14 protein-coding genes are annotated in these 16,342 nt (G+C 72.8%); 10 read left to right on the top strand and 4 right to left on the bottom strand.

The features are described 5' to 3' along the window. The first annotated feature begins 17 nt into the window (after positions 1-17). The 5 genes from ACIBG6_RS22475 (at position 18) to ACIBG6_RS22455 (ending at position 6,086) form a co-directional block, all read left to right on the top strand. Complete coding sequence (locus tag ACIBG6_RS22475) at positions 18-1,925, top strand: biotin carboxylase N-terminal domain-containing protein (RefSeq protein WP_399224313.1); 1,908 nt, start codon at positions 18-20, stop codon at positions 1,923-1,925. Then, positions 1,922-3,055, top strand: a complete 1,134-nt coding sequence (locus ACIBG6_RS22470) for an acyl-CoA dehydrogenase family protein (protein ID WP_399224312.1) — start codon at positions 1,922-1,924, stop codon at positions 3,053-3,055. The genes ACIBG6_RS22475 and ACIBG6_RS22470 overlap by 4 nt, the downstream gene beginning before the upstream one ends. Positions 3,056-3,205: 150 nt before the next feature. After that, a complete protein-coding gene (locus tag ACIBG6_RS22465; protein WP_399224311.1) occupies positions 3,206-4,789 on the top strand; it encodes an AMP-binding protein in 1,584 nt (527 codons plus the stop codon). Further along, positions 4,786-5,520, top strand: coding sequence for an enoyl-CoA hydratase family protein (locus ACIBG6_RS22460; protein ID WP_399224310.1), 735 nt, complete (start codon positions 4,786-4,788; stop codon positions 5,518-5,520). Before ACIBG6_RS22465 ends, ACIBG6_RS22460 begins: the two co-directional genes overlap by 4 nt. Beyond that, on the top strand, positions 5,508-6,086 hold the full coding sequence (locus ACIBG6_RS22455; RefSeq protein WP_399224309.1) for a TetR/AcrR family transcriptional regulator: 579 nt from the start codon (positions 5,508-5,510) through the stop codon (positions 6,084-6,086). The genes ACIBG6_RS22460 and ACIBG6_RS22455 overlap by 13 nt, the downstream gene beginning before the upstream one ends. A gap of 93 nt (positions 6,087-6,179) precedes the next feature. On the opposite strand, the gene ACIBG6_RS22450 is transcribed toward ACIBG6_RS22455, so the two are convergent. Then, positions 6,180-6,785: a hypothetical protein gene (locus ACIBG6_RS22450; RefSeq protein WP_399224308.1), complete on the bottom strand. Its 606-nt coding sequence runs from the start codon at positions 6,783-6,785 to the stop codon at positions 6,180-6,182. Between the two features lie 188 nt (positions 6,786-6,973). On the opposite strand from ACIBG6_RS22450, the gene ACIBG6_RS22445 reads away from it, so the two are divergent. Further along, positions 6,974-8,269, top strand: coding sequence for a hypothetical protein (locus tag ACIBG6_RS22445; protein ID WP_399224307.1), 1,296 nt, complete (start codon positions 6,974-6,976; stop codon positions 8,267-8,269). Between the two features lie 90 nt (positions 8,270-8,359). Here the strand turns inward: ACIBG6_RS22445 and ACIBG6_RS22440 are convergent, their stop codons facing one another. Continuing rightward, positions 8,360-9,412, bottom strand: coding sequence for a M4 family metallopeptidase (locus tag ACIBG6_RS22440; protein ID WP_399224306.1), 1,053 nt, complete (start codon positions 9,410-9,412; stop codon positions 8,360-8,362). A gap of 379 nt (positions 9,413-9,791) precedes the next feature. Here ACIBG6_RS22440 and ACIBG6_RS22435 point away from each other — a divergent pair, with 379 nt between their 5' ends. Beyond that, positions 9,792-10,943: an isopenicillin N synthase family dioxygenase gene (locus tag ACIBG6_RS22435; protein ID WP_399224305.1), complete on the top strand. Its 1,152-nt coding sequence runs from the start codon at positions 9,792-9,794 to the stop codon at positions 10,941-10,943. Here ACIBG6_RS22435 and ACIBG6_RS22430 read toward each other — a convergent pair. After that, positions 10,940-12,040: a citrate synthase 2 gene (locus tag ACIBG6_RS22430; protein WP_399224304.1), complete on the bottom strand. Its 1,101-nt coding sequence runs from the start codon at positions 12,038-12,040 to the stop codon at positions 10,940-10,942. The two genes, ACIBG6_RS22435 and ACIBG6_RS22430, sit on opposite strands and share 4 nt — an antisense overlap. A gap of 263 nt (positions 12,041-12,303) precedes the next feature. Between ACIBG6_RS22430 and pdxH the strand changes: the two genes are divergently transcribed. Beyond that, positions 12,304-12,969 (top strand): pyridoxamine 5'-phosphate oxidase, encoded by a 666-nt coding sequence (gene pdxH / locus ACIBG6_RS22425; RefSeq protein ID WP_399224526.1) that lies wholly within the window; start codon positions 12,304-12,306, stop codon positions 12,967-12,969. A gap of 342 nt (positions 12,970-13,311) precedes the next feature. Next, positions 13,312-14,637: a PAS domain-containing protein gene (locus tag ACIBG6_RS22420; protein ID WP_399224303.1), complete on the top strand. Its 1,326-nt coding sequence runs from the start codon at positions 13,312-13,314 to the stop codon at positions 14,635-14,637. A gap of 46 nt (positions 14,638-14,683) precedes the next feature. On the opposite strand, the gene ACIBG6_RS22415 is transcribed toward ACIBG6_RS22420, so the two are convergent. Further along, complete coding sequence (locus ACIBG6_RS22415) at positions 14,684-15,439, bottom strand: SIS domain-containing protein (RefSeq protein ID WP_399224302.1); 756 nt, start codon at positions 15,437-15,439, stop codon at positions 14,684-14,686. Positions 15,440-15,589: 150 nt separating this feature from the next. Here ACIBG6_RS22415 and ACIBG6_RS22410 point away from each other — a divergent pair, with 150 nt between their 5' ends. Beyond that, entirely contained in the window at positions 15,590-16,279 is a 690-nt protein-coding gene (locus ACIBG6_RS22410; RefSeq protein ID WP_317598091.1) for a metal-dependent transcriptional regulator, read from the top strand. Positions 16,280-16,342: the final 63 nt, after the last annotated feature.

Raw genomic sequence — 16,342 nt, 5'->3', positions numbered from 1 at the left:
AGACGAGGGCTCAGAAGTTGATTTCGACCGTACTGGTCGCGAACCGGGGCGAGATCGCCTGCCGGGTCTTCCGCACCTGCCGTGACCTGGGCATCTCCACCGTCGCCGTGTACTCCGACGCGGACGCGGACGCCCTGCACGTCCGGGAGGCCGACACGGCCGTACGGCTGCCGGGGGCGGCGCCCTCGGAGACGTACCTGCGCGGCGACCTGGTGGTGAAGGCGGCGCTCGCGGCGGGCGCCGACGCCGTCCACCCCGGCTACGGCTTCCTCTCCGAGAACGCCGACTTCGCGCGGGCCGTCACCGACGCGGGCCTCGTCTGGATCGGCCCGCCGCCCGAGGCGATCGAGGCGATGGCCTCGAAGACCCGGGCGAAGGAACTCCTGGGCATCGCGCCCCTGACGGACGTCACCGCGTCCGACCTCCCCGTCCTGGTGAAGGCGGCGGCGGGCGGCGGCGGTCGGGGCATGCGGATCGTCCGCGAACTCGCCTCCCTCCCGGAGGAGTTGAGGGCGGCCTCCGCCGAGGCGGCGAGCGCCTTCGGCGACGGCGAGGTCTTCGTCGAGCCGTACGTGGAGAACGGCCGGCACGTCGAGGTGCAGCTCCTCTGCGACACCCACGGCACGGTCTGGGCGCTCGGCACCCGCGACTGCTCCCTCCAGCGCCGGCACCAGAAGGTGATCGAGGAGGCCCCGGCGCCCGGCCTGCCGGCCGCCCTGGAAGCCTCCCTCCTCGACACGGCCGTCCGCGCGGCGAAGGCCGTCGGCTACGTCGGCGCGGGCACGGTCGAGTTCCTGGTGGCGGACGGCCGGGCGCACTTCCTGGAGATGAACACCCGGCTCCAGGTCGAGCACCCGGTGACGGAGGAGGTGTACGGGGTCGACCTCGTCGCCCTCCAGCTCGCCGTGGCGGAGGGCGGGGAGCTGCCGCCCGAGCCCCCGGCCCCGCGCGGCCACGCGATCGAGGCCCGCCTCTACGCGGAGGACCCGGCCCGGGAGTGGGCGCCCCAGACGGGCCTCCTGCACCGCTTCGAGGTCCCCCGGGAGGGCGGCGCCGTCCTCAGCCGGGTCCGGGTCGACACCGGATACGTCTCCGGCGACGGGGTCGGCGTCCACTACGACCCGATGCTCGCCAAGATCGTCGTCCACGCCCCCACCCGCGCCGAGGCCGCCCGCAAACTCGCCCACGCCCTGGAGCGGACCCGGATCCACGGCCCCGCCACCAACCGGGCCCTGCTCGTCGCGTCCCTCCGCCACCCCGACTACCTCTCGGCCGAAACCTCCGACAAGCTCGACACCGGCTTCTACGAGCGGAACCTCACCGCCCTGACCGCCCCGCCGGACGGCGAGGAGTACGCGGCGGTGGCGGCGGCCCTCGCCGAGGCGGCCACCAACACATCCCGCTTCGGCGGAAGTTGGCGCAACGTCCCTTCGCAGGATCAGACGAGGACGTACGGGGAACACGAGGTCCGGTACCGGCCGACCCGGACCGCCGGCGGCTACGAGGTCACGGCCCCGGAGGGGGTCCGGGTGGTGTCGGCCGCCCCCGACCGCGTACGCCTCGAAGTAGCCGGTGTCGTCAGGGACTTCGAGGTCGCCCGGTACGGCGAGACCGTCCATGTCGGCCCCCACCGCCTCACCGTCCGCCCCCGCTTCCCCGACCCCGCCGACCAGCGGGAACCCGGCTCCCTCCTCGCCCCCATGCCCGGCACCGTCGTCCGGGTCGCGGACGGCCTCGCCGTCGGCGACCGGGTCGACGCCGGACAGCCGCTCCTCTGGCTGGAGGCCATGAAGATGGAGCACCGCGTCACCGCTCCCGCCTCCGGCACGCTCACCGCGCTCCACGCCGCCCCCGGCCGCCAGGTCGAGGTAGGCGCCCTGCTCGCCGTCGTACAGACCGAAGCACAGGAGGACAAGACCGTATGAGCACCATGATCGAGAGTGAAGAGCTCACCGCCCTCCGGGCCGCCGTCTCCGCGCTCGGCCACCGCCACGGCCCCGGCTTCGACCGGGCCACCCTGTGGGCCGAGGCCGGCAAGCTCGGCTACCTCGGCGTGAACCTGCCCGAGGAGTACGGCGGCGGGGGCGGCGGCATGGCCGAGCTGTCGATCGTCCTGGAGGAGGCCGGCGCCGCCGGGGCCCCGCTCCTCATGATGGTCGTCTCGCCCGCGATCTGCGGCACGGTCATCGCACGCTTCGGCACGGAGGAGCAGAAGCGGACGTGGCTCCCGGGCCTCGCGGACGGCTCCCGCACCATGGCCTTCGGCATCACGGAGCCCGACGCGGGCTCCAACTCGCACCGCATCACGACGACCGCGACCCGTACCGAGGAGGGCTGGGTCCTCAGCGGCCGGAAGGTCTTCGTCTCGGGCGTCGACATCGCGGACGCGACCCTCATCGTGGGCCGCACGTCCGACGCCCGCACGGGCAACCTCAAGCCCTGCCTCTTCATCGTGCCGCGCGACGCCCCCGGCTTCGAGCGCCGCCACATCGAGATGGAACTCGACGCGAACGAGAAGCAGTTCGAGCTCACCCTCGACGACGTCCACCTGCCGGCGGACGCCCTCGTCGGTGACGAGGACGCGGGCCTGCTCCAGCTCTTCGCCGGCCTCAACCCGGAGCGGATCATGACGGCCGCGTTCGCGATCGGCATGGGCCGGTACGCGCTCGCCCAGGCCGTGAAGTACGCGAAGGAGCGCCAGGTCTGGAAGGCGCCGATCGGCGCCCACCAGGCCATCGCGCACCCCCTCGCGCAGGCCCACATCGAGCTCGAACTGGCCCGCCTGATGATGGCGAAGGCGGCCCAGCTCTACGACGCGGGCGACGACCTGGGCGCAGGCGAGGCCGCCAACATGGCGAAGTACGCCGCCGGCGAGGCCTGCGTGAAGGCCGTCGACCAGGCCGTCCACACCCTCGGCGGCAACGGCCTCACGAAGGAGTTCGGCCTGGCCCGCCTGATCACCGCCGCCCGCGTGGCCAGGATCGCCCCGGTCAGCCGGGAGATGATCCTCAACTACGTGTCGCACCAGACGCTGGGCCTGCCCAAGTCGTACTGACGGGGGTGCCCGGCGGCGGGGGAGCCGTCGGCAATCCGCCGTCTTCCCAAGACCATGCCGGCGTGCTTGATTGCTTTCCGGTGACCGACGAGAGCCGACGAGAGCCGACCAGATCCGCACCTTCCGCCACTGCCGTCCAGGGGGCAACGCATGGTGTTCCACAGTGAGTACGAGAACGTTCCCACCGTCTCCCTCCCGATCCACGACGCGGTCCTCGGCCGCGCCGCCGAGTACGGCGACACCCCTGCGCTCATCGACGGGGCCGGCGAGCTGACCCTCACGTACGCCCAGGTCGACGGCTTCCACCGGCTGGTCGCCGCAGGGCTCGCCGAGGCCGGGGTCCGCAAGGGCGACGTGCTCGCCCTGCACAGCCCCAACACCGTGCTCTTCCCGATCGCGTTCTACGCCGCCACCCGCGCCGGCGCGTCCGTCACCACCGTCCACCCGCTCGCCACACCCGAGGAGTTCGCGAAGCAGCTCCGCGACTCCTCCGCCCGCTGGATCGTCACCGTCTCGCCGCTGCTCCCGGCCGCCCGCGCGGCGGCCGAACTCGCGGGCGGGATCAAGGAGATATTCGTCTGCGACCAGGCGGAGACGGATGACGTCCGGTCGCTCCAGTCCTTCCTGGCCTCCACCGGCCCGGTCCCGGATCCCCCGATCGACCCCGACGAGGACATCGCGGCCCTCCCGTACTCCTCCGGCACCACCGGCGTACCCAAGGGGGTGATGCTCACCCACACGTCGATCGCCACCAACCTGGCCCAGCTGTCCCCGCTGGTCCCGATGGGCCCCGGCGACCGCATCCTCGCCGTCCTCCCCTTCTTCCACATCTACGGCCTCACGGCCCTCATGAACGCCCCGCTCCGCCAGGGCGCCACCGTCGTCGTCCTGCCCCGCTTCGACCTCGACACCTTCCTCGGCGCGATCCAGAAGCACCGCATCAACGGCCTGTACGTGGCCCCGCCGATCGTCCTCGCCCTCGCCAAGCACCCGGCCGTCGCCGACTACGACCTGTCCTCCCTGCAGTACATCGTCAGCTCCGCCGCCCCGCTCGACGCGGCCCTCGCCGAGGCCTGCTCGGCCCGGCTCGGACTGCCGCCGGTCCGCCAGGCGTACGGCATGACGGAGCTCTCCCCGGGCACCCACGTCACCCCGCTCGTCGTCCCGAACCCCCCGCCCGGCACCGTCGGCAAACTCCTGCCCTCCACCGAGCTGCGGATCCTCTCCCTCGACGACCCGGCGAAGGACGCGGCGCCCGGCGAGGCGGGCGAGGTCGCCATCCGGGGGCCGCAGGTCATGAAGGGCTACCTGGGCCGCCCCGACGCCACGGCCGCGATGATCGACGGCGACGGCTGGGTCCACACCGGCGACATCGGACGCGTCGACGACGACGGCTGGCTGTTCGTCGTCGACCGGGTCAAGGAGCTCATCAAGTACAAGGGCTTCCAGGTCGCCCCGGCCGAACTCGAAGCGCTCCTCCTCACCCACGACGGCATCGCCGACGCCGCCGTCATCGGCGTCACCGACGCCGAGGGCACCGAGATCCCCAAGGCCTACGTCGTCCGCCAGGCCGGCGCCCCCGACGCCCCCGACCTCACCGCCGAGGACGTCGTCGCATACGTCGCCGGACGCGTCGCCCCGTACAAGAAGGTCCGCAGCGTGGAGTTCGTCGAGAGCATCCCGCGGGCGGTGTCCGGCAAGATCCTCCGCAGAGAACTGAGGGCCCGCGCATGACCCCACCCGAACCCCTCGTCGCGCTCACCGAGGAGCGGGGGATCACCACCCTCGCCCTCGACTCCCCGGCCACCCGCAACGCCCTCTCCACCCACCTCGTCACCGAGCTCGCCGACGCCCTCACCGCCTGCGGCAAGGACCCGGCGGTCAGGGCGGTGGTCCTCACCCACACCGGCGGCACGTTCAGCGCGGGCGCCGACCTGAAGGCCCCGCCCAGCCCGTACGCCTTCGTGGACCTGCTCCGGCAGATCGTCGAACTGCCGAAACCGGTCGTCGGCCTCGTCACCGGCCACGCCCGGGCCGGCGGCCTCGGCCTCCTCGGGGCCTGCGACATCGTGGTCGCCGCGGAGGCCGCGGACTTCGCGCTCACGGAGGTACGGATCGGGGTGGCGCCGGCCGTCATCTCCCTCACCCTCCTCCCCAGGCTCGACCCGCGCGCGGCCGCCCGCTACTACCTGACGGGCGAGCGCTTCGGCGTCCCCGAGGCGATCGCCATGGGCCTGGTCACGGCACCCGCCACCGCGTACGACGGCATCCTCGACGCCCTGCGCGCCGGCTCCCCGCAAGGCCTGCGGGAGGCGAAACGGCTGGTCACCGCTAGAGTCCTGGAGACCTTCGAACGCGACGCGGAGGACCTGGTGCGGAGGTCGGCCACGCTCTTCGCCTCCGCCGAGGCGCGCGAAGGGATGACGGCCTTCCTCGAACGACGGGACCCGGAATGGCGGCTCTGACCGCGCCCAAGCAGGACAGGAGCCGCGCCACCCGGCAGCGGCTCCTGGAAGCCGCCGTGGCCTGCCTCGCCGAGCACGGCTGGGCGGGCTCCACGGTCGCGGTCGTCGCCGAACGCGCCGGCGTCTCCCGGGGCGCGGCCCAGCACCACTTCCCGACCCGCGAGGACCTCTTCACGGCGGCCGTCGAGTACGTCGCCGAGGAACGCTCCCAGGCCCTGCGCGCCCTCCCGTCCCGCGACCGCCACGAGGCCGTCGAGGCCCTCGTCGACCTCTACACCGGGCCGCTGTTCCGGGCCGCGCTCCACCTCTGGGTCGCGGCCTCCGACGAGGCCCAGCTCCGGGACCGCGTCACCGAACTGGAGGCCCGCGTCGGCCGCGAGTCCCACCGCATCGCGGTCGAGGTCCTCGGCGCCGACGAGTCCGTCCCCGGCGTCCGCGAAACGGTCCAGGGCCTCCTCGACATGGCCCGCGGCCTGGGCCTCGCCACCCTCCTGACGGACGACCGCGCCCGCCGGGAACGGGTGGTGGCCCAGTGGGCGCGGCTGGTGAACGAGGCCCTGGCGTAGGGGAGGAACGGGTCCTGAGGCCCGAGCCCGGCTTGATCGGCAAGACACCCCCTGGCCCCGCGAGGCCGTGCGCGCCGCCGGACGATCGACTCCTCAAAGGCGCAGCCCGACGCGTTCGAGAGCGACCGTGCTGAGGTCGGTGATGGCTTGCCGGTCCCCGTGACGCCAGGCGTCGGCCCATCCGCCGGGCGGGGCCGGCAGTTCGGCGAGTGCGCGCGGAGGGCCGGTGAGGGCGCGCAGGGCGAGCAGGTCGGCGCCTCCGGGAGCCTCGGCGAGGCGGCGCAGGGTGCTGCTGCGGCGGATCCAGAGCAGGCGCGGCGGGAGCCACAGCAGCAGGACGAAGAGCACCGGAACGACGATGAGGGCCGTCGTGATCACGTCGGCCACCTGGCCTACGGTCTCCTGGAGCGACACTCCCGCGTCGGCGAAGCCGGAACCGGCGTCGGCCGCGGACTGGAGCGGCTTCTTCAGGACGCCGCCGATGAAGGGCACGTCCGACGCTGCTTCAGCCGCGCTGTCGAGCTCCTTGGCGAGGCTGTCGCCGGAATTCTCCACCTTGCGCCCCGGTTCGGCCAACAGCATGATCGTGTCGCGGACGGCGAGGGCCGCCCACACCACGGCGGCGATCAGGGCCACGGCGATCAGGTCCACGAGCACCTGGCGGTTCCGGCGTGCGGGTGTCTGGGCGTAGAAGCGCAACGGAGTGCTCCCGTTCGAGTCGTGGCGTCGAGGAGGTCCGGCCGCCCCGCCCGCGACTCGGCCGACCGGTCGGACTCAACTCTTCCACCGCGCCCCGCGGGTGAACGTGCGAGACACGAGGCATGCCGCTGGTCCTGGTGTGGCAGGAGACGGTCGTGGCCGGCGGCGGGCGTCTAGGATCGGGCGCCATGGCTCAGACAATCCGTATACACCTCGCGGCGTTCGGTGCCGCCCTTCTGGCTCTCGCCTCGTGCCTCGTGGCCGCGGGCCCCGCACAGGCCGCCATGCCTTTCGGGGCGGTCGACGCGGCGACCGTCGCGACCTTCCAGCTGCGGGCCGGGAACACGTTCACCGAGAACGACGCGGCCATCAAGGCCGTCGAGGCCCAGGGGGCCGTGACCGTCCGCAACGCCACCCAGGTCCTCACCTCCGGCGGGCGGACCGGGATCAACGGCCTGTGCCACGCCACCGGCCTCGCCGCCTCCCTCAACCCCGGCGGCTTCTGCTGGGACAAGGGCGACGACACCTCCAACTCGTACACGGACGCCGGTGGCTGGACCCCGCAGGGCCTGACCGGTTCGTACGACGCACAGCCCGACGGCAAGGTGGACGGCCGCACCGCCTTCCTGGCCTCGTGGCACTTCAGCCGGGGCATGCAGACCGGCGGCGCCCATGTCGCCAACGAGTTCAGCCGTGTCAGCCTCGTCAACACCGAGGGCGGGCAGATCCGCTACAACCACCTGCTTCTGGTGCGCCCCACGGTCGACGCGAACGGCAAGGGCAGCTTCACCGGGGTCTCCAGCCACAGCGACGGGGTGGTCTGGTACGGCAACAAGCTGTTCGTCGCCAACGGGCGCTGGCTCCAGGTGTACGACCTGCGGCACATCTGGCAGGTCAACTCCCACAGCGACGCGGTCGGTGTCACCGGCTCCACCTCGTCGGCCCGGTGGAGCAACTACGCCCTGCCGATGATCGGCGAGTACGTCACGACCGCCGACGGCGGCGCCTGCGCGGCCGCCTCCACCGATCCCGCCACCAAGGACCGTCCCTGCCTCAACTCCCTGAGCCTGGACCGCACCGGCCAGGACGGCCTGGTGTCCGCCGAGTACAAGAAGGGCGCCGCGGGCGGCCGGGTGATCCGCTGGGCCCTCGACGCCAACACCGCCCTTCCCTACGGGCACGCCACCGTCGCGTACTCCTCCCCGATCTGGGCCATGCAGGGCGCCGCCACCGACGGCACCAGCTGGTTCCTCGCCGGCGACTGCCCCACCGGAGTGGGCGGCGGCTCCGGCGACCCGTCGGGTGCTTCCTACTCCTGCATCCACAAGGCGGCCGCGAACACCGCCCCGCACGTCCTGACGACCTCGCCCGTCTACACCCAGAACCTCGGGTACTCACCCGCGACGGGCCGCATCTGGGGACTCAACGAGCGGATCAACTCGACCGACGGGGTGCGGGTGGTGTTCTCGATCGACAGGGCCTGATCGACAGGGCCTGATCGACAGGGCCTGGTGGATGTCCGGCGGATCAGGCCCGGGGCCTTAGGGCCTGTCCGGCGGATCAGGCCCGGGGCCTTAGAGGCCCGGGATCGCGCGCGCCCGGAAGGCGTTCCGTACCGCGTCCGCCGCGCCCTTGCCGTGCATCCGCTCCGCCGTCGCGACCGTCGTCAGGGCCGCGTCGCGGAAGCTGGTGCCGGGCGCGAAGCCGAACTGGGCGTTGACGATGATCCGGTCGGCCGTGCGGGCGCCGAGCGAGGTGCGGATGTCGAGGAGCGCCCGGGACCAGATCTCGCCGTCGGCGTGGACCTCGCCCTCGCGGTCCGCGTACGTCTTCGTGCCGTCGATCCGGCGGAGGCAGTGCGGTGCCTCGCTGTAGCCGGTGGCGTCCCAGTCGGCCACGCAGGCCGCGTCGGCCTTGAGCGGCCAGCCGTACTTCGCCGCCGCGTGGGTGCCGACGGCGACGGCCAGGTAGTCGCCGAAGGCCTCGCCGATCGCCCCGGACTCGGCGTTCGTGCCGAAGCCGGGCACCTGGGCGTCGTGGACGGCGTGGCCGTACTCGTGGACGATCACGTCCGCGTCCTCGGCGTCGTCGACGCCGCCCTTGCCGAAGCGGATCTCGTCCTTCTTGTCGGTGAAGAAGGAGTTGTCGGCGCCCCACTGGTTGAGCCGGACCGGCTGCACGCGGTCGTTCGCCCCGGGCAGCTCGGTGCCGAAGCCGAGGCCCTGGAGGTACTCCTGTGCCTCGTTGACCCAGAAGTACGCCATGACCTGCTCGAACTGGTCCTGCGAGCGGTCGTACGAGGCGGCGTCGGCGACGGCGGCGGGCTTGCCCGTCTCGGAGCGGACCACGGCCCACTTCCCGGACAGGCCGCCGCTCGCGTCGAGGTTCCGCAGCGTGACGGTGGCGTAGGCGGAGGCGGGCACGTCGCTCGCCGCGTCCTTGTGGTCGGTGAGCGACTGGTCGCCGGAGGACTGCACCGGGTTCACCATGAAGACCCGGGCCTGCGGCAGTACGGCCGCGGCGGCCCCCGGGGACGGGAGCAGGGCGGCGGCGGCCGTGCCGGCGACGGCGGCCGCGGCGACCAGGCCGCGCGAGGTGCGGCGGGGGCTGCGGGTGCGGGGAGTCATGGACATCCTCCTGCGATGGGGTGCTGCGACGGGAAGCTTGGCATGCGCGTGACACGCGTGGCGGTGATCTTCGCGCACGCCCACCGTTTTGACCAGGGCCCGGAGCTCCGGGCCCGAGCGTGACGCGGACCACACCGCGTCACGGCCCTCCGCAGTACGCTGTTCGCATGCCTTCGCTCGTACGCCGTCGCCACGTGGACTTCCTCCGCGTCACGAGCATGAGCTGTCGCCGCTCCGCCTGACCCCTGAGGCACCGGCGCCCACACCGCGCCCCCGCCCCCCGGGTCCCTCGTTCAGAGCCCAAGCCGACCGGCACCCGTGGCCCCCGCCCCACCCCTGGCGGCCGCCCCGGGCACCCGTAGACCCCGCGGACGCACCCATGACTCTCAGCTCGTCCTCCCTTCAGCAGCAGCAGCCGACCAGCAGCGCGAACACCCTCCAGCAGACGACCCGCCGCGCGCGCTCGTCCGAGCCGGTGCCCGGCTCGCGGATCCACCCCTCCTACGCCGCGCAGCTCCCGATCGTCGACCTCTCCGCCGCCGACCGCGGCCCCCAGGCCCGCCGGCTGCTCCACGCCCAGCTCCACTCCGCCGCCCACGACGTCGGCTTCTTCCAGCTCGTCGGGCACGGCGTGACCGAGGCCGAGACGCGCGCCCTCACCACCGCCATGCGCGCGTTCTTCGCGCTGCCCGAGGCCGACCGGCTCGCCCTCGACAACATCAACTCACCGCACTTCCGCGGCTACACCCGCATCGGCGACGAACGCACCGCGGGCGCCCGCGACTGGCGCGACCAGCTCGACATCGGCGCCGAGCGCCCCGCGCGCACTCCCGGCGCCTGGGAAGCCCCGTACTGGTGGCTCGAAGGCCCCAACCAGTGGCCGGCCGCGCTCCCCGAGCTGCGCACAGCGGCCCTGCACTGGATCGACCGCCTGAGCGGCGTCGCCGAGCGACTCCTCCACGAACTCCTGACGTCCATCGGCGCGCCCGCCGACTTCTACGACGACATCTTCGGCCCGCGCGCCCACCCGCACCTCAAGCTGGTGCGGTACCCGGGCAGCAGCGGCGAGGGCGACGACCAGGGCGTCGGCGCGCACAAGGACTACGGCTTCCTCACGCTGCTGCTCCAGGACCAGGTCGGCGGGCTCCAGGTCGAGCGGGAGGACGGGGAGTTCCACGACGTGCCGCCGCTGCCGGGTGCGTTCGTCGTCAACCTCGGCGAGCTGCTGGAAGTGGCCACGAACGGCTACCTGATCGCGACGAACCACCGGGTGGTGTCCCCTCCCGGGGCGACGGAGCGGTACTCCGTCCCGTTCTTCTACAACCCGCGCCTGGACGCCCGGATCGCGCCGCTGACCTTCCCGCACGCCTCCACGGCCCCGGGTGTCACGGCCGACCCGGCGAACCCGCTGTTCGCCGAGTACGGCCGCAACGAGCTGAAGGGCAAGCTCCGGGCCCACCCGCTGGTGGCGGCCCGCCACCACGCGGACCTGCTGCTGCACCCGGAGACGTACCCGGCTATGGCGTCCTAGCCGACGATGTCGGCGTACCCCTCGATCTCGCGCGGGTCCCGCTGGCCGGGACCCGTGTAGCGGGCCGAGGGGCGCACGAGCCGCCCGGTGCGCTTCTGCTCCAGGATGTGCGCCGACCAGCCGGCCGTACGGGCGCAGCTGAACATCGACGTGAACATGTGCGCTGGGACCTCGGCGAAGTCGAGGACGATGGCCGCCCAGAACTCGACGTTCGTCGCCAGGATCCGGTCGGGGCGGCGGTTGTGCAGCTCGTCCAGCGCGGCCTTCTCCAGCGCGGCGGCGACCTCGTAGCGCGGGGCGTCCAGCTCCTTGGCGGTCCGGCGCAGGACGCGGGCGCGCGGGTCCTCGGCGCGGTAGACGCGGTGGCCGAAGCCCATGAGCCGCTCGCCCTTGTCGAGGGCCTGCTTCACGTACGCGGTGGCGTCGCCGGTCCGCTCGATCTCCTCGATCATGCCGAGGACGCGGGAGGGCGCACCGCCGTGCAGAGGGCCCGACATGGCACCCACGGCGCCGGAGAGCGCTGCGGCGACATCCGCACCGGTGGAGGCGATGACACGCGCGGTGAACGTCGACGCGTTCATGCCGTGCTCGGCGGCGGAGGTCCAGTAGGCGTCGACGGCCTTGACGTGCTTCGGGTCCGGCTCGCCGCGCCAGCGGATCATGAACCGCTCGACGACGGACTGCGCCTTGTCGATCTCGCTCTGCGGGACCATCGGCATGCCCTGGCCGCGCGCGGACTGGGCGACGTACGAGAGGGCCATGACGGCGGCGCGGGCGAGGTCGTCGCGGGCTTCCTCGACGGAGATGTCGAGAAGGGGCTTGAGGCCCCACACGGGCGCGAGCATCGCGAGCGCGGACTGGACGTCGACCCGGATGTCCCCGGAGTGCACGGGGATCGGGAAGGGCTCGGCCGCCGGCAGACCCGGGTTGAAGGCGCCGTCGACCAGCAGGCCCCAGACGTTGCCGAACGAGACGTTGCCGACGAGGTCCTCGATGTCGACGCCTCGGTAGCGGAGGGCGCCGCCCTCCTTGTCGGGTTCGGCGATCTCCGTCTCGAACGCGACGACTCCCTCGAGCCCGGGTACGAAGTCGGACATCAGGCGGCTCCTCTATCGATGATCGATCAACCGTGCGGTGGTCGATGGTGGGGAATCAACAGTCATCCAGCCCAAGAGTCTGTACGGTTCCGATGATGCGGGGAAGCGTGACATCCGGCACACTGCGCCGATCCGGCGAGAGAGGATTAGCGCCGTGCGGTGCCGGGCAGACTGGGGTGCTGCGGCAGGATGGCCCCGTGACCGATCCCGTGACCGATCCTGTGACCGACGCCCTGGATCCTGACGCCCTGGATCCCGCCGACATGCGCGAGCAGTACCGCACCACGGAGCTGTCCGTGTCCGACCTCGCGCCCGAGCCGATCGCGCAGTTCTCCCGCTGGTTCAAGGAGACCGTGGAGAACCCGGCGATCCACGAGCCGAACGCGATGGTCGTCTCCACGGCGACCCCCGACGGGCGCCCGTCCTCCCGGACGGTCCTGCTGAAGCACTACGACGCGGCCGGCTTCGTCTTCTTCACCAACTACAGCTCGCGCAAAGGCGAGGAGCTGGCGGCCAACCCGCAGATCTCGCTGCTCTTCCCCTGGCACCCGCTGGCCCGCCAGGTCATCGTCACGGGCCGCGCGGTCCGCACGGGCCGCGACGAGACCGTCGCCTACTTCCGCACCCGCCCGCACGGCTCCCAGCTCGGCGCCTGGGCGAGCCACCAGTCCTCGGTGATCGCCTCCCGCGAGGAACTCCTCACCCGCTACGAGGAACTGGAGACCCGCTACCCCGAGGGCGAACAGGTCCCGGTCCCGCCCGAATGGGGCGGCATCCGAGTCGTCCCGGACACGATCGAGTTCTGGCAGGGCCACGAGAACCGCCTCCACGACCGCCTCCGCTACGTCCGCGAGGACACCGACGGCGGGGCCAACGGCGGCGGGCACAACGGCGGCGAGACCTGGCGCGTGGAGCGCCTGGCACCCTGACCGCTCGCGAAAACGCAGACGACCCGTGAGCCTTGGTCCCGTCCGCCTAGGTTCGGACAGGAGCCGGTCGGACTGACCGGCGACTCACGGGTCGGGTGACTGCGGTGGTGTTCGGCAGACTGGCCTGCCGAGGTGCACAGAGTGCGTGCGACGGCAGGCCTTAGCCCGCAGTCACCTCACGAGTCCGAAAAGAAACCATGTCTTCGGATCACCTCCTTTCGCGTGTACCCACACCCTAGGAAGCGCCCCCCGCGCCCCTCAACCCATTTATTCAATTCGCGGAAGCGGGGTGTGCTCTGCGTCACGTTCCAGTTGAATGGGCGCAGCATGGGGGGTACCGGGATGAGTGCTTTCACGGGGGCCGCGAGCGAGACCGCCTCCGTTCCGGGGGCCGGGGCCGATCTGTTGGCCGCGTTGCTCGACGGGATGGACGCGGCGCTCTGCGCCCTGGACGCCGACGGGACGATCACGCACTGGAACCGCGAGGCCGAGCGGATCCTCGGCTGGTCCGCCGGGGAGGCCGTCGGGCGGCGCGGGTTCGGGGGGTGGGCGGCGCGCGGCGCGGACGCCGAGGAGACCCTCGGGCGGCTGATGGGGGCCATGAAGGGCCCCGGCCGGCAGGTCCACGAGCTGGCGCTGCTGCGCAAGGACGGCGGGCGGGTGCTCGTGCGGAGCCAGGCCGCCGGGGTGCGGGGCGCCGACGGCAGCCCGGCGGGCGTCTACTGCGCGTTCAGCGAGGTCCACGTACAGCTCGATCTGGAGCGTTCGGTCGCCCTGAGCGAGGCCCTCTTCGAGGACGCCTCCTGGGGTGTCGTCCTCGTCGACGCCGACCTGCGCCCCGCCGTCGTCAACGGCCACGCCGCCCGCGCCTTCGGTACGGGTCGTACGTCCCTGCTCGGGCGCCCGCTCGGCGACGTCGTCGTGCACGGCGCCGAGGAACTGGAGGCCGCCCTCCAGCACGTCCTGGCGGCGGGCACGCCGCCCGCGCCCGCCGAGGTGTGGGTGACGCTGCGGACGTCGTCGGGCGAGCAGCGCCGGTGCTGGCGCAGCGGCTTTCTGCGGCTGTCGTCGCCGATGGCGGAGGAGCCGGTGCCGCTGGGCGTGGCGTGGCTGTTCCAGGACGTGACGGAGGAGCGGCTCGCGGTGCGCGAGGCGGACCGGCTGCGGTTCCGGTGGAGCCAGCTGCACCGGGCGGGCGCGGCGGCCGCGGAGTGCGAGGACCCGGAGGAGGCGGCGACGGTCCTCCTCGACTTCGCCCTGGCCGGTTTCGCGGACCACGCCCTCGTCGACCGGGTCGTCGGGGAGCGCCGGCTGACCCGTGCCCTGGCCACTCCGCCGAGCGCCCCCGGCCCGTCCTCGCCGGTCGTGGGCGGCGACATCCCGCTGCGGTACGGGCCGAGGCATCCGGCGCTCCAGGCCTTGGACCGCGCGGGCACCGTGCGGGCGAGCGCGGGCCGCACCGCCGAGGTGTGGGCGGAGGCCCACCAGTGGCCCGGGGGCGCGGCGCACGCCCTGTGCGTGGTCCTGCGCACCCGGGGCCGGACGCTGGGCGTGCTGACGTTCCTGCGCGCCGCGTGCCGCCCGGGCTTCGAGCGGGAGGACGTCGTCTTCGCGGAGACGGTGGCGTCCAGGATCGCGGCGGAGCTCGGCGTACCGCCGGGGGAGTGAGGGGGGAGTGAGGGGGCGGCGGCGGGCCGCCCCGCCCCGTACCCGCTCAGTGCCGGAAGAAGATCCGGTCGCCGTACTCCGTCATCACGCGGCCGTTCCACTCGTGCCCGCCGTCCACGTTCCCGGAGCGCAGCAGCGGCGGCTCGATGCCCCGGCGTACGAGTTCCTCGGCGGCTGCGGCCATCGTGGCCTGCATGAGCGCGCTGGTCACGACGGTCGACGCGGGGGCGAACGGCGCCTCGATGCCCTCGTGGGTGAGCTCCGCGTCCCCGATGGCGATCTTCGAGTCGAGGACGATGTCGCAGTGGTCCTTGAGGTACGACCCCGAGACGTGCCGCGACTTCGTCTCCGTCGCGTACGCCACGGAGGTGACGCCGATGACGGTGAGGCCGAGGGCGCGGGCGTTCATCGCCATCTCGACGGGCAGGGCGTTGCGCCCGGAGAGGGAGATGATGATCAGGACGTCCCCGGCCTTGGCGGGGGAGGAGTCCAGGACCGCCCCGGCGAGGCCGTCGACCCGCTCCAGGGCCGAGCCGAGCGTGGCGGGCATGACGTCCACGCCGACGACGCCGGGGACGGCGAGCAGGTTCATCAGGGCGAGGCCGCCCGCCCGGTAGACGACGTCCTGGGCGGCGAGCGAGGAGTGGCCCGCGCCGAAGGCGAAGAGCCGGTTGCCGTTCGCGACGGCTTCGGCGATCGCGGCACCGGCGGCGGCGATCTCTTCGGAGTCCCCGTCGCGGACCTGCTGGAGCAGGCCGATCGCGGCGTCGAAGAACTGTCCGGCCAGCTTGCTCTCGCCCATCGCGGCGGCTCCTTCTCGTCGTGGTCGCGGCTCACGGTGCGGTCTGGACCATTGCTCTGTCAATACCGCCTCACCCCAGTGCGGCCCGGTTGTCGGCGTGATGCGTCAGAATTGGGGCAGGGCCAGCGCACGACTCATCGAGGGGCACGTATGTCCGGACTGATCGACACAACGGAGATGTATCTCCGCACCATCCTCGAGCTTGAGGAGGAAGGTGTGGTCCCTATGCGCGCCCGGATCGCCGAGCGGCTCGACCAGAGCGGCCCCACGGTGAGCCAGACGGTGGCCCGGATGGAGCGCGACGGCCTGGTGGCCGTGGCGAGTGACCGCCATCTGGAGCTGACGGACGAGGGCCGTCGCCTCGCCACCCGCGTCATGCGCAAGCACCGCCTCGCGGAGTGCCTGCTCGTCGACGTGATCGGCCTGGAGTGGGAGCAGGTCCACGCGGAGGCGTGCCGCTGGGAGCACGTGATGAGCGAGGCCGTGGAGCGGCGGGTCCTGGAGCTGCTGCGTCACCCGACGGAGTCGCCGTACGGGAACCCGATCCCGGGTCTCGAGGAGCTGGGCGAGAAGGCGGAGGCCGAGGCCTTCCTCGACGACTCGATGGTCTCCCTCGCCGACCTGGACGCGAGCGGCGGCAAGACGGTGGTCGTGCGCCGGATCGGCGAGCCGATCCAGACGGACGCCCAGCTGATGTACACGCTGCGGAGGGCGGGCGTGCAGCCCGGTTCCGTGGTGTCGGTGACGGAGTCGCCGGGCGGTGTCCTGGTGGGCAGCAGCGGCGAGGCCGCCGAGCTGGTCGCGGAGGTCGCGGCGCACGTCTTCGTCGCGAAGCGCTGAGGCGTTACGGAGTACTTCGGAGCACGAAGTGAGGGGTGCCCCGCCGGTCGGCGGGGCACCCCT

It is taken from the genome of Streptomyces sp. NPDC050842 (assembly GCF_044456565.1).
Lineage (GTDB): Bacteria > Actinomycetota > Actinomycetes > Streptomycetales > Streptomycetaceae > Streptomyces.
This window is presented reverse-complemented; position numbering and strand designations above follow the sequence as displayed.

Excerpts from the sequence above, each read along its gene's own strand:
- ACIBG6_RS22470 (WP_399224312.1), top strand. The coding sequence starts at position 1,922 with ATGAGCACCATGATCGAGAGTGAAGAGCTCACCGCCCTCCGGGCCGCC.
- ACIBG6_RS22465 (WP_399224311.1), top strand. The coding sequence starts at position 3,206 with ATGGTGTTCCACAGTGAGTACGAGAACGTTCCCACCGTCTCCCTCCCG.
- ACIBG6_RS22460 (WP_399224310.1), top strand. The coding sequence starts at position 4,786 with ATGACCCCACCCGAACCCCTCGTCGCGCTCACCGAGGAGCGGGGGATC.
- ACIBG6_RS22455 (WP_399224309.1), top strand. The coding sequence starts at position 5,508 with ATGGCGGCTCTGACCGCGCCCAAGCAGGACAGGAGCCGCGCCACCCGG.
- ACIBG6_RS22445 (WP_399224307.1), top strand. The coding sequence starts at position 6,974 with ATGGCTCAGACAATCCGTATACACCTCGCGGCGTTCGGTGCCGCCCTT.
- ACIBG6_RS22440 (WP_399224306.1), bottom strand. The coding sequence starts at position 9,412 with ATGACTCCCCGCACCCGCAGCCCCCGCCGCACCTCGCGCGGCCTGGTC.
- ACIBG6_RS22435 (WP_399224305.1), top strand. The coding sequence starts at position 9,792 with ATGACTCTCAGCTCGTCCTCCCTTCAGCAGCAGCAGCCGACCAGCAGC.
- ACIBG6_RS22430 (WP_399224304.1), bottom strand. The coding sequence starts at position 12,040 with ATGTCCGACTTCGTACCCGGGCTCGAGGGAGTCGTCGCGTTCGAGACG.
- pdxH (WP_399224526.1), top strand. The coding sequence starts at position 12,304 with ATGCGCGAGCAGTACCGCACCACGGAGCTGTCCGTGTCCGACCTCGCG.
- ACIBG6_RS22420 (WP_399224303.1), top strand. The coding sequence starts at position 13,312 with ATGAGTGCTTTCACGGGGGCCGCGAGCGAGACCGCCTCCGTTCCGGGG.
- ACIBG6_RS22415 (WP_399224302.1), bottom strand. The coding sequence starts at position 15,439 with ATGGGCGAGAGCAAGCTGGCCGGACAGTTCTTCGACGCCGCGATCGGC.
- ACIBG6_RS22410 (WP_317598091.1), top strand. The coding sequence starts at position 15,590 with ATGTCCGGACTGATCGACACAACGGAGATGTATCTCCGCACCATCCTC.